Origin of the sequence: Streptococcus oralis (assembly GCF_002386345.1) — a bacterium.
GTDB classification, from domain to species: Bacteria; Bacillota; Bacilli; order Lactobacillales; family Streptococcaceae; genus Streptococcus; species Streptococcus oralis_S.
Map to the genome: position 1 here is coordinate 1,007,379 of NZ_CP023507.1, position 12,911 is coordinate 1,020,289.

Annotated in this window: 14 protein-coding genes; 1 reads left to right on the forward strand and 13 read right to left on the reverse strand. The window is 41.6% G+C overall.

Features of this window, described 5'->3' with window-relative positions; all coding sequences use genetic code 11:
- Nucleotides 1-84 precede the first annotated feature (84 nt).
- Both CO686_RS05065 and CO686_RS05070 read right to left on the reverse strand, forming a co-directional pair.
- Complete coding sequence (locus CO686_RS05065; protein WP_049550407.1) at nucleotides 85-1,314, reverse strand: tetratricopeptide repeat protein; 1,230 nt, start codon at nucleotides 1,312-1,314, stop codon at nucleotides 85-87.
- On the reverse strand, nucleotides 1,304-2,470 hold the full coding sequence (locus CO686_RS05070) for an AI-2E family transporter (protein WP_049550408.1): 1,167 nt from the start codon (nucleotides 2,468-2,470) through the stop codon (nucleotides 1,304-1,306). The genes CO686_RS05065 and CO686_RS05070 overlap by 11 nt, the downstream gene beginning before the upstream one ends.
- Before the next feature lie 144 nt (nucleotides 2,471-2,614).
- Between CO686_RS05070 and CO686_RS05075 the strand changes: the two genes are divergently transcribed.
- A complete protein-coding gene (locus tag CO686_RS05075) occupies nucleotides 2,615-3,628 on the forward strand; it encodes a lactonase family protein (RefSeq protein ID WP_049501501.1) in 1,014 nt (337 codons plus the stop codon).
- A gap of 32 nt (nucleotides 3,629-3,660) precedes the next feature.
- Here CO686_RS05075 and CO686_RS05080 read toward each other — a convergent pair whose 3' ends face one another.
- The 11 genes from CO686_RS05080 to CO686_RS05130 form a co-directional block, all read right to left on the reverse strand.
- Nucleotides 3,661-4,080 (reverse strand): F0F1 ATP synthase subunit epsilon, encoded by a 420-nt coding sequence (locus CO686_RS05080; RefSeq protein ID WP_000940836.1) that lies wholly within the window; start codon nucleotides 4,078-4,080, stop codon nucleotides 3,661-3,663.
- Between the two features lie 10 nt (nucleotides 4,081-4,090).
- The gene (atpD, locus tag CO686_RS05085; protein ID WP_000094372.1) at nucleotides 4,091-5,497 is read right to left on the reverse strand and encodes a F0F1 ATP synthase subunit beta; all 1,407 of its coding nucleotides are present in this window, start codon (nucleotides 5,495-5,497) and stop codon (nucleotides 4,091-4,093) included.
- 191 nt (nucleotides 5,498-5,688) lie between these two features.
- Nucleotides 5,689-6,567 (reverse strand): F0F1 ATP synthase subunit gamma, encoded by an 879-nt coding sequence (locus tag CO686_RS05090; protein WP_000301228.1) that lies wholly within the window; start codon nucleotides 6,565-6,567, stop codon nucleotides 5,689-5,691.
- Between the two features lie 15 nt (nucleotides 6,568-6,582).
- On the reverse strand, nucleotides 6,583-8,088 hold the full coding sequence (gene atpA / locus CO686_RS05095; RefSeq protein ID WP_049500256.1) for a F0F1 ATP synthase subunit alpha: 1,506 nt from the start codon (nucleotides 8,086-8,088) through the stop codon (nucleotides 6,583-6,585).
- Between the two features lie 14 nt (nucleotides 8,089-8,102).
- Entirely contained in the window at nucleotides 8,103-8,639 is a 537-nt protein-coding gene (locus CO686_RS05100) for a F0F1 ATP synthase subunit delta (RefSeq protein WP_000359021.1), read from the reverse strand.
- On the reverse strand, nucleotides 8,639-9,133 hold the full coding sequence (gene atpF, locus CO686_RS05105) for a F0F1 ATP synthase subunit B (RefSeq protein WP_000366311.1): 495 nt from the start codon (nucleotides 9,131-9,133) through the stop codon (nucleotides 8,639-8,641). Before atpF ends, CO686_RS05100 begins: the two co-directional genes overlap by 1 nt.
- An 18-nt stretch (nucleotides 9,134-9,151) precedes the next feature.
- A complete protein-coding gene (gene atpB / locus CO686_RS05110; RefSeq protein ID WP_000392937.1) occupies nucleotides 9,152-9,868 on the reverse strand; it encodes a F0F1 ATP synthase subunit A in 717 nt (238 codons plus the stop codon).
- Between the two features lie 32 nt (nucleotides 9,869-9,900).
- Nucleotides 9,901-10,101, reverse strand: coding sequence for a F0F1 ATP synthase subunit C (locus CO686_RS05115; RefSeq protein WP_001054551.1), 201 nt, complete (start codon nucleotides 10,099-10,101; stop codon nucleotides 9,901-9,903).
- Between the two features lie 231 nt (nucleotides 10,102-10,332).
- Nucleotides 10,333-10,644, reverse strand: coding sequence for a CHY zinc finger protein (locus CO686_RS05120; RefSeq protein WP_080979095.1), 312 nt, complete (start codon nucleotides 10,642-10,644; stop codon nucleotides 10,333-10,335).
- Between the two features lie 14 nt (nucleotides 10,645-10,658).
- Nucleotides 10,659-11,945 (reverse strand): peptidase U32 family protein, encoded by a 1,287-nt coding sequence (locus tag CO686_RS05125; protein ID WP_000169095.1) that lies wholly within the window; start codon nucleotides 11,943-11,945, stop codon nucleotides 10,659-10,661.
- 136 nt (nucleotides 11,946-12,081) lie between these two features.
- Nucleotides 12,082-12,780 (reverse strand): GntR family transcriptional regulator, encoded by a 699-nt coding sequence (locus tag CO686_RS05130; protein WP_000936178.1) that lies wholly within the window; start codon nucleotides 12,778-12,780, stop codon nucleotides 12,082-12,084.
- Nucleotides 12,781-12,911 lie beyond the last annotated feature (131 nt).

Here is a 12,911-nt window from a genome sequence, read left to right on the forward strand (position 1 = left end):
GCAAGGGTTTTTGTAAAAAAATTCTATTTTTCAAAAAAACGTATCTGCCAAATTGACGGATACGTTCTTTTAGAGAGATAACTTTTAAAGTGTTTCTAAGAGTTCTTGCATTTGAACATCATCTGGAACGAGTTTTAAATAAGCTTCAGCTTGCACTTTGGCTTCTTCAAAATACCCCAATTCACGTAAAAGATAAGTATACTGCTCCAGAAATTCAGGATTCTCCTTGAGATCAGACGATAGTTGTTGATAGAGTTCATAGGCCTTATCTAAATCCTCGATTTCCTGGTAAGAACGGGCAATCATCCACTTGGTCAAGAGATTTTCAGGTTCTTGACTTTGGAGAGCGATGATGTCCTCAAACCGTTCTTGTTCCATATAAATGGTTGCAAGGCGAAGGAAAATTTCTTCTGTATCCTCTGCATCTCCTTTGGCAGTAAGGAGAAACTGCTCTGCACTACTAGGATCATGCAATTCATACGAAAACTGTGAAGCAGCAAGCAAGAGCCGAGTTTCAAATGGATTTTTCTCCAAACCTTGTTTAGCGATACGAAGTGCATCTTCCACCTGATGTTCCTTATGCAAAGCTTGACTATAACCATATTCATATCCTTCAAAATCAGGTGAAATGGTATCAATCTGCTTAAAGTAAAGAACAGATTTTTGATACTCTTCTTGGTCAAAGTAAAGACTAGCCAGTTCAAAGGCAGTTTGGTCATCGTATTCTAATTCTAAAGCTTTTTCTAAGAATTCAGTTGCAGCTTCAAACTTACCTAACTGGGCATAAGCGTAGCCAATTCGCTGATAGGTTGAGACACCCGTTTGCTCATAGATAGAGCGATTGTCTAATTGAGCATAGCCCTGAATCGCTTCCTGATAATTCCCTAGCTCGCTATCCAACTCAGCCAAACCGAAAACTAATAAGGCATCATCTGAGTAATTTAAGGCTTCCAGTAACTTTTCACGCGCTACATCTGTCAATCCTTCCAACTGATAGAGGTCAGCCTTCAAGGCCAAAGCCGACACGTACCAGTCACTTTCGGGTGTGATTTCCTCAAGGTAAGCAAAGGCTTCCTCAACATTGCCATCCTCGCTAGCAATGCTGGCTAAGTTCAGATTCACTTCTGGAAATTCTGAAACGATATGTTGGTAAATTTCTTTCGCTTGAGGATAAAAGCCAATTCCCTCTAGATAGCTTGCTAGTTCATAGAGAACCTCACTTGAATCTGTTTCGAGGGCTTTGTGAAAAAACTGATTCGCTTTGGTTAAATCCTGTTCATCCAAAGCCTGGAGCATGCGTTGACTATTGTTCACTCTTGATTTCCTCCCCTTCTTCTTCATACAGACCGCTGACTTTTTTATACCAGTTAAAGATAGCTGAGATAACGACCTTGGCAGAAGCATAGACAGGAATTCCCAGCAAGACTCCCCAAATACCAAACATGGATCCTGAAGTTAGGAGAACAAAGAGGACATTGATGGGATGGATGTTTAGCTGACTACCTAAAATAAGTGGAGAAACGAAGCGACCTTCAATCGTTTGTTCAACAATAAAGACAATAATCACTTTCAAAAGCATGACAGGCCCCGCTATTAAGCCCAAAACCAGAGCAGGCAACATCGCTAGAAAACTACCCAAGTAAGGTGCTAGATTGAGGATACCAGCCGTAATACCAAGAGTCACAGCATATCTGAGACCAATAATCTTAAAGAAGATAATAAACATAATTGCCACGATAATAGCAACTGTAACCTGCCCTCTAACATAGTTTGACAACTGTTTATTAACATCTGACAAAACTTGTCCGACAGGTTCTTTTAACTTGTTTGGGATGAATTTAGTCAGGTAATCTCGCAAGCCTTTCCCATCTCTCAAAAGATAAAAGAGCATGAAGGGTACGATAATAACCGCAACAATGACCTGGGAAACGCTACTGATAAAGGCGCTAACCCAGTTAACAGCTTGAGAAGAGATTTTGCTGGCCCACATGGTCGCCTCACTAGAAACATTGGAAAGAACCTGCTCCAACTGTGGTCTAAAATCATCTGGCAAGCGTTTGGTTACAAGGTCATTGATCACCTTATCAGCATCTTCCAGGTATGTCGGCACATTCTTCGCAAAATTTAAGACTTGACGTTGCAGATTAGGAATTGCGACTGCCAATCCCCAAATGATAAAGAGTCCGATAATGACAAAAACAATACTAATGGCAAGAACACGATTGATCTTGTGCTTCTCCATCCAGTCCACAATCGGATTAAGGAGGTAATAAAGTAAACCAGATAAAATAACTGGCAACATGACAACCCCTAAAAAGTCTAAAACGGGTAAAAAAATAAAACTAATCTTACTTAGAATGAAAATGTTCAGCCCCAGTAACAAGGTTACTAAAAATACGGTGATAGCTTTGTTATCTAAAAACCACTTGAAGAACCAGGATAGGCTAAAATGTTTCTCTTTATGTTCCATAAATACATCCTTTCTGTCATTCTCTCATTATACCATTTTTAGACTAAAATAACTCTTTTTTAAAGTGCTTACATGAATGAATCTAGTGCTTCATGACTGCCATTTTGTGGTATAATGAACTTATCATTATTAAGAGGTATGGACATGAAAGAAACTGTTTATTTTGGAACTTACACTCGTCGCTTATCTAAAGGGATTTACAAGGCAGATTTTGATACAGAAACAGGCCAGCTTGAAAATCTTGAACTCTTTGCTGCTGAACCAAGTCCAACCTACCTTGCCTTTGACCAACAGCAACACTTATACACCGTAGGGAGTCAGGATGGCTTAGGCGGAATCGCTGCTTACAAGACAGATGGCGCTTTGCTAAATCATGTGGTTGAAGAAGGCGCTCCCCATTGTTATGTGGCAGTGGATGAAAAGCGTGGTCTCGTTTATGGGGCCAACTATCATAGGGGTCAAGTTCTGGTTTATAAACGTCAAACGGATGGTAGCCTTATCCAAACGGATCTAGTTCAGCATAGTGGACAAGGTCCTCATGAAAATCAAACTTCTCCTCATGTCCACTTTACAGATCTAACACCTGACCAGTATCTCGTCACATGTGATCTAGGTACGGATGAAGTAACGACCTACGATGTCAGTCCAGAAGGAAAACTAAGTAAACTCTATACTTATCATAGCCAAGCTGGAGCAGGTGCTCGCCACATCGTTTTCCACCATCACTATAAGATTGCCTATCTCATCTGCGAACTTAATAGTACGATAGAGGTCTTGATTTATGATGGGGTTGGTGAATTTGAACGCATGCAAGTTATTTCAACCTTACCAGATGGATACGAAGGCTTTAATGCTACTGCTGCCATTCGTCTTTCAAAAGATGGCAAATACCTCTATGCATCCAACCGAGGTCATGATTCCATTGCAGTCTATACAATCCTCGCTGATGGTAGCTTGGAATTATTAGAGATTGTACCAAGCCATGGTAAAAATCCACGTGATTTCGACCTGAGTCCTGATCAAGAGTTTCTCATTGCTGTTCATCAAGATTCTGATAACGCAACCGTCTTTAAGCGCAATCCTAAAAGTGGTCGTCTTGCAGAGCTTTCTAACGACTTCCATGTCCCTGAAGGAGTCTGCATCAACTTCCCACATTAAAAAAAATGAACTTGAGTTTCAAGTTCATTTTTTTATAGTCTATTTCCGACATTGATACGGTTGATAGCACGTTGCAATGCGATTTTTGCACGACGTTCTTGGTCAATCAAATGCTTGTCATGAGCTTCTTCGATTTCTCGTTCAGCTCGAAGTTTCGCACGTTCTGCCCGACTGATATCAATATCACGAGCACGCTCTGCTGAGTCTGCTACAATAGTAATGATATCATTAGCAATCTCGATAATTCCTCCGTTCACTGCAATCCAGTTCACATGAGTATCATCATCGATACGTTTCACCTTCACTTCATCAACCGCTAAAACCGCAATCATATTTTCATGTCGTGGCAAGATCCCCATCTCACCATCCAGAGTTCGTACCGATACAAAGCTGGCATGGTGATCATAGACGAGGCCATCTGGTGTCACGATCTGGACAGTTAAATGAGCCATAGATCACCTCTTAAAATCCCATTTTTTCTGCCTTAGCAATGACGTCTTCGATTGAACCGACACCACGGAAGGCATCTTCTGGTAGCTGGTCATGTTTTCCTTCAAGAATTTCCTTAAAGCCACGAACTGTTTCTGCTACTGGTACATAAGAACCAGGTTGACCAGTAAATTGTTCTGCAACGTTAAAGTTTTGAGACAAGAAGAACTGGATACGACGGGCACGTGCAACCAAGGTTTTTTCTTCATCAGAAAGTTCATCCATACCAAGGATAGCAATGATATCTTGCAATTCATGGTAACGTTGAAGGACACGTTTGACTTCCGCAGCAACTGCATAGTGCTCCTCACCAACAATCTCAGGTGCCAAGGCACGAGAGCTTGAAGCCAACGGATCAACGGCTGGGTAGATACCCAACTGTACCAACTTACGTTCCAAGTTTGTTGTTGAATCCAAGTGAGCGAAGGCTGTTGCTGGCGCCGGGTCAGTATAGTCATCCGCAGGCACATAGATGGCTTGGATAGAGGTTACAGAACCCTTCTTAGTTGACGTGATACGCTCTTGCAATTGACCCATTTCAGTAGCAAGTGTTGGCTGGTAACCAACGGCTGAAGGCATACGACCCAAAAGGGCAGATACTTCTGAACCAGCTTGAGTGAAACGGAAGATATTGTCGATAAAGAGAAGCACATCTTGGCCTTCTACATCACGGAAGTATTCGGCAATTGTCAAACCAGTAAGGGCAACACGCATACGTGCTCCAGGTGGTTCATTCATCTGACCAAATACCATGGCTGTTTTCTCGATAACGCCTGATTCTTTCATTTCCCAGTAAAGGTCGTTCCCCTCACGAGTACGTTCCCCAACACCGGTAAATACTGAAATACCACCGTGTTCTTGGGCAATGTTGTGAATCAATTCTTGGATCAAAACTGTTTTACCAACTCCGGCACCACCGAAGAGTCCAACTTTCCCACCTTTAAGGTAAGGGGCAAGGAGGTCGATAACCTTGATCCCTGTTTCCAAGATTTCAGATGAGGTAGACAATTCATCAAAAGTTGGAGCTTTCTTATGAATTGGCTGACGCTCAGCGTCTTCAGCGAAAGGAGCATCCAAGTCAATGGTATCTCCCAAAACGTTGAAGACACGTCCCAAAGTTTCTTTACCTACTGGCACGGAGATTGGACGGCCTGTGTCCAAAACTTCCATTCCACGAGTCAAACCATCTGTTGATTCCATGGCGATCGTACGGACCATACCATCACCCAACTCCAAGGCTACTTCAAGGACGATTTTTGTTTTTCTTTCGTCATTTTTGTAGACGACAAGTGCATTATTAATCTCAGGAAGTGTTTCCCCTGCTGCAAACAAGACGTCTACAACGGGGCCGATAACCTGAGCAATTTTACCTGAACTCATCTCCTTCTCCTATTCTATATAAGATACTGTCGGTTCCTAGTTCAACTAGGTCCTAATACTCTTCGAAAATCAAATTCAAACCACGTCAGCGTCGCCTTGCCGTACTCAAGTACAGCCTGCGGCTAGCTTCCTAGTTTGCTCTTTGATTTTCATTGAGTATAAGTTCATTTTAATACGAGGGAGGCAAAGCCTTATTCTAAGGCACTAGCCCCCGCTACGATTTCTGTAATTTCTTGTGTAATCGCCGCCTGTCTAGCACGGTTATACTGGATTGTCAAATCATTGATGACCTTTTTGGCATTATCGGTCGCCGTTTGCATGGCTGTCATACCTGCAGCATTTTCAGCTGTCTTGGCATCGATAATAGCCCCGTAAATCATACTTTCAGCATACTGTGGCAACAACTGCTCTAGAATCTCATCACGGCTCGTTTCCAACTCAAAGGTTAAGCTATACTCTTCATCCGCTTCATTTGGATCCAAGTCAACAATCGGAAGCATTTGTTCCACACGCATTTGACTTGTGAGAGTATTGACATGATGGTTATAGCAGACGTACAATTCATCAAAAAGTTCGTTTTGGTACATCTCAATCGTTTTTGAAATAATTTTACGAACTTCATCAAAACTAGGTTGATCCGCCAAGCCACGTAGTTCATAGATTGGCTGAATACCACGAGCCTTAAAGAAATCAGCTCCCATACCACCAATACAGATTATCTCAAAATCTTTACCATCTGGATGGTATTCTTCTTTCAACTCCATAACGGCTTTAAGGATGGAAGCATTATAACCTCCAACCAAGCCACGGTCTGAAGTGATAACGATATAGCCTGTTTTCTTAACTGGGCGACTGATGAGCATCGGATTGGTTGAACCACCAGATCCGTTACCATGCAGAATATCCGTCAAAAGCTTACGGACCTTCTGAGCGTAAACTTGAAAGTTGCGCGCTGCTTCTTCAGAGCGACCTAACTTGGCAGCCGATACCATTTGCATGGCATTAGTGATTTGACTCGTATTTTTGGTTGAGGCGATTTTTGTTTTAATATCATTTAGAGATACTGCCATCTGACACCTCTATTCTTATTGGAAGCTGGATTGATTGAGAAACTCTGTAATCGCAGCATCCAAGACCGCTTCTTCTGGCAAGTCTTTTGTTTCACGAATGGTTTCCAAAATCTCTGGATAATGAGCATCAAAGAAAGTATGGAACTCTTCCTCAAAACGAACAATGTCATCTACAGGAATCGTATCCAAAAAACCATGTGTCAAAGCATAGAGAATGGTTACTTGTTTCTCAACAGGTAGTGGTTTATGGACAGGTTGTTTCAATACTTCCACAGTACGACGTCCACGGTTTAACTTAGCCTGTGTTGCTGCATCCAAGTCAGAACCAAACTTAGTGAAGGCTTCCAACTCACGGTATGAAGCAAGGTCGATACGAAGTGTACCAGCAACTTTCTTCATGGCTTTAATCTGTGCCGAACCACCTACACGGGATACAGATGAACCCGCATCAATGGCTGGACGAATACCCGCATTGAAGAGACCATCACCAAGGAAGATTTGTCCATCAGTGATAGAAATCACGTTGGTTGCGATATAGGCAGAGATATCTCCCGCTTGTGTCTCGATAAATGGTAGAGCTGTAATAGATCCACCACCAAGCTCATCAGAAACTTTAGCTGAGCGCTCAAGCAAACGGCTGTGAAGGTAGAAAACATCCCCTGGGAAGGCTTCACGACCTGGTGGACGACGAAGCAAGAGGGAAAGCTCACGATAAGCGACCGCTTGTTTTGAAAGATCATCGTAAACGATCAAAACATGCTTGCCTTGGTACATAAATTCTTCCGCCATAGCAACTCCGGCATAAGGAGCTAGGAAGAGCAATGGAGATGGTTGTGAAGCAGAGGCTGTCACAACGATTGTGTAGTCCAAGGCACCGTACTGACGAAGTGTTTCTACTTGCGTACGAACTGTTGATTCTTTTTGTCCAATCGCTACATAGATACATATCATATCTTGCCCTTTTTGGTTCAAGATGGTATCGATTGCAATGGTTGTTTTCCCTGTCTGACGGTCACCAATGATCAGCTCACGCTGACCACGACCAATCGGTACAAGGGCGTCAATAGCTTTCAAACCTGTTTGCAATGGTTCTGATACAGACTTACGCTCCATAACACCAGGAGCTGGTGCTTCTACTGGACGAGTCTTGTCAGTATGGATTTCTCCGAGACCATCAACGGGACGACCAAGTGGATCCACAACACGTCCAATCAAGTTATCACCGACAGGAACTTCCATGATTTTACCCGTGCGACGGATAGTGTCTCCTTCACGGATATCCGTGAAGTCACCGAGAATGATGATCCCAACGTCTGTTGATTCCAAGTTTTGCGCCATACCATAAGAGCCGTTTTCAAAAATCAAGAGCTCTCCACTCATGGCATTTTCAAGGCCGTGGGCACGCGCAATACCGTCCCCGATATAGGTTACAACACCAGTTTCAGTCACATCAAAAATGGGTTTGAAATTTTCAATTTGTTGCTTAATTAAAGCGCTGATTTCTTGTGCGTTAATTGCCAAAAGAACACCACTTTCTATTTCAAATTTTCTTTAACAACACGAAGTTGCTGTTTAATACTCACATCAATTGTCTTGTGATTGGCAAAAATGACAAAACCACCAATGAGACTTTCATCGATTTGTTCTTTGATAGTCCGAACTTTCAGAGACATTTTTTTCTCAATCAAAGGAAGCAATCGCGCCTTCTGGTCATCTGTTAATGGATGAGCGGAGGCAATCGTTACTTCAAATCGATTCGTTTCTTTTTCAAGTCGACTCAAACAATCTACAATTACTTCATAAAATAAATTTGCTCTGTGATTGTATAGCAGCACCTGAAAAAAGTTTTGCATTAATGGTGACACTGAGTCTTGGAAGAAACGAACGGTTTTTTCCTTATCCGACTCACCTACTGCCACTTGACCTAAAAAAGAAGGCAAGTCTGTTTCTTCTGCGACTTGCTTGATTTGAGCTAAGTCAGAAAAGATACGGTCTTCTTCTCCCTTTTCAATCACCAATTGGACAAAAGGCATGCTGTATTTTTCAATTACCTTTACTGTCTTTTTGTCCATTAAGCTTCTCCTAGCTGATCGATGTACTGATCAATGAGTTCTTTATGGGCTTGTCCGTCAAGGTTTTGTGAGATGATTTTACCAGCGAGACTAATCGTCAAATCTGCTACCTCACCCTTAACGCTTTGTAAAGCTTCCGCTTTATTTTGAGCAATTTCTTGGTTAGCTTTTTCTTTCAAGCGTCCTGCTTCCAGTTTCGCCTCAGCCAAGATGTCAGCTCTACTTTTCTCAGCTGTTTCCTTTGCATTCTCGATAATTGTCTTAGCTTCCGAACGGCTACCTGCCAACTCAGCTTCACGTTTGCTAGCGAGTTCTTCGGCCTTCTTACGGGCAGCTTCTGCTCCGTCAATATCTGAAGAAATTTTTTCAGCACGTTCATCTAAAATATTGGTAAGATTTCCCCAGGCATATTTTTTCACTAAAAAAATTAATAAAAGGAAGGAACCAGCGATAAGAATAAAGTCACCAATAATGGTACTAATAGTTAAATCCATCTTCTAATCCTCCTCTACTTACTCTTCCCCAGCATTTATCTTCTTACCAATGTACATCGATGACAACATGGTAAAGACATAGGCTTGAATACATGAAATGAAAATCGAAAAGGCTGTCCATAACATGTTTGCGATAAAGGCAAAAGGATACCAATACAAAGCATTTTGTGACAAGGCTAATAGCAATCCAGCTAAGACCTCACCGGCAAAAATATTTCCGTAGATCCGAATCGCCAAGGAAGCAAAATTGGTGAACTCTTCTAAAATGTTCATCGGAGTCATAAAGCCAGGTGTAACAAATGCTCTCAAATATTCTTTAACGCCTCTACGACGAACTCCTTCTACATGGGCGATCAAAGTGATCAAGAATGATAGGGATAAATCGTATCCAAGGTTGGCTGTTGGGGAAGTCCACAAGTTATAACCGTTTGTTGTTTGTACTTTTGCCATTAAGCCGATATTATTGGCAACCAAGATAAACAGAAATAGAGAAAACAGAAATAAGGAATAATCCTTGATGTATGATTCTCCAATGTTTGGTTTGGTAAAACCAATCACAAAGTCGTAAATCATCTCAAGAGCATTTTGTTTGCCCTTTGGACGGATGGTCATTTTACGACTTGCCCAGTAGACAAAGGCAAAAACCATCAAAACAGTTACAAGAGACATGGCAAGCAGGGTCAAATCAAAGGATATTGGTCCAATATTAACGGTTGGATTCAAACTTTCTTCCATGGTTTGACACCTCCATTTCTAAATAGAGTTGTCTATTTAATGACAAATGACATCGCCAAGGTTACAAAGAATGTTCCTTCGATAAAGGCAATCCCCATGATCATCAAACTACGCAATTGTGGGATGATGTCTGGTTGGCGTGCTGCAGACTTGAACAAACCGTTCATCAAAAATCCTTCTGCAAGGGATACACCCATACAGGCAAGACATAGACCGAAAAATGTTAAATTCATGATGAATTCTCCTTTTTATTTAAATTTACTTCCTTAGTTTAGTCCTAAAATTTGTTTTTGTCAACTTTTTACTAACATTGAAAGCGTTTAAGATAATTAATTTCTAATTTTACTATTTTTAGTACTATTATATGGAAAAGTTCTCTTTTTAAGGTGAGAAATTCCGTATTTTTTCTAATTTTTCTGAAACATAATGAAAGACCCAAGCTTAAAGCATGGATCTATTTTTGTCTATTTAAAATAAAATGAATGATGTAGTTTGCAACCTGGATTAAATGGAGCACTGCAGTACGGACAAGCCATCTGTTTTTGGTATTCTTGGAAAGTCATTGTCCTCTTACAAGCCCCACATAAAATCGGTCGATCCTCAGAAAGCGCCAAGGGATAGGGCGAAAACACATGCGTTTCTATAGCATTGTGGCACCGATAACAAGCATAATATTTTTTACACTCATAGCACTGAAGAGAAACGATGTCCTTTTCGCCATGATAATGAACACATCTGCCTTCATCATCAACTAACAAACCTTGTGCTTGATTCATTCACTTTTCCTTCTCTAGGCACGAACTGTAACGCTTGTCCCGTCTTCCTTATAGAGATTGATAAGACCTTCCTTGAGCGCGCGGACCATGTCCCCTGCTTGAACAGGTTGTGGAACCTTAATGGTCAAAAGTTCCATTGGATTTGGAGCACGGTCGATTTTATTGCCCTTGGCATCATGAAGGTCTTCGATATAAGTCTCAAAATGACGGAAACCTGGTCCATAAAACTCGACTTGATCGCCTTCGTTGATGACATTCCGTTGACGAATGGTTGCCGTTTGAGTCGCATCATCATACGCAACCACTTCAGCGACAAACTTGTACTCAGGAATCTTACGGCGAGCACCAAATAACTGCTCATTCTCAGACGGTGTACCATAGTAGAATCCAGTTGCCAATTCACGCTGGGCAACCTTCCACATCTCGTCCACCAAGTCCTGTTTGATGGCCTCAAACTTTTCAGGACTTTCGAGATAAGCATCCACAGCCGCCTTGTAGCAGTTTGTTACTGTTGAAACATAGTGAATAGACTTCATACGACCTTCGATCTTAAGACTGTCTACACCATTTTCAATCATATCTGGGATATGGTCAATCATAGACATATCTACGGCAGACATCGAAAATTCTTCTGGGATTTCACCTTTAAGGCTCTTACGTTCTTGGCCGAATGGCATGTCGTAGAGGTCGTATTTCCAACGGCAAGATTGAGAACAACCACCACGGTTAGCATCACGCATACTCATGTGGTTTGAAAGCGTACAACGACCTGAGTAAGAAATACACATGGCCCCATGGACAAATGCTTCAATCTCGACATCTGTACGTTTGCGAATCTCTGCCAATTCTTCCATTGAAACTTCACGAGCCAAAACCACACGAGTTAGACCAAGTTCTTTCCAGAACTCAAGAGTTTCATAGTTGGTCGCACTGGCTTGGGTTGAAAGGTGGATTTCAAGACCTGGTGCTTCTGTTGCTGCAATCATAATCAAGGCCGGATCTGACACGATAACTGCGGCAATCCCGATGTCGCGCAACTTACGGAACCATTCTCCAGCACCAGCTTCATTTCCTTCGTGCATAACCATGTTAGCAGCCACATAGACCTTTGCACCGTACTTAGCAGCAAACTGGACTCCTTCTTCCATCTGTTCAAAGGTGAAGTTTCCTGCACGGCTACGAAGACCATAGGCCTGTCCACCGATGAAGACTGCGTCCGCACCATATTGAACAGCTACTTTCAGCTTCTCTAAAGTCCCTGCAGGTGATAAAACCTCAGGACGTTTTAATGTTTTTGTCATTTTTTCTCCTATTTGCAATATAAAAGTTTGACGTTTTTCCTTCTCATTTTATAGTAAATAATAGATAAAATCAAGCCTAGACAGATTGTTTTGACAATTCTAATCTTTTCTAAAACAAAAAACTAGCCTTTCTAGACTAGTTATTTTCAAGATAAAATTCAAAGCGTTCACCAACGTATTGGCTCTTTACATACTCGAAAGCCGTCCCATCTTCAAGATAAGAGACCTGAGTCAAGGCTAAAATGGCATGCCCCTTTTCAACTTCTAGATAGTGAGCAATTTTTTCCTTAGCCAATCTCGCATAAATGGTCTGTTGGGATTTGCCAATCCGGTAGCCATGTTGCTGCAACGTTTGGAAGAAATGACTGGTGATTTCTTCTTTTTTGAAATCCTTAATAAATTTCTCAGGAATGGATGCGACTTCATAGACTAGCGGAACTTGGTCAGCGTAACGTACCCGTTCCATGCGAATAATATTCTCTGTCGGAGTAATCCCTAGCTTAGCGACCTCTTGCTCATTTGGAATGGTTCTTCTGTAAGAAATGAGTTGGCTAGAAGGGACTTTACCTTGAGATTTGACAATCTCCGTAAAACTGGTTGTACCCCGCATTTTTTCTTGGACACGAGTGCTAGAGACAAAAGTCCCACTTCCTACACGACGCTCCAAAACTCCTTCCTCAACCAAGAGAGAGATAGCTTGGCGTAATGTCATCCGGCTAACCTGAAACTGTTCAGCTAAATCTCGCTCACTTGGAAGTCTCTCACCAATTTTCCAATGATGCTCATCTATATCCTTTTTGATCTGATCGTGGATTTTCATATAAGCTGGTAACATGATTCTCACTTCTTTTCTTTATTTTCTCCATTGTACCGTATTTGCTAATAAAAAGTCAAACTTTGCCTTGTTTAGTTGGTAATTCGCCCCTATTTGTGATAGAATATTGAAAAAGATATTTCTTTTGAGAA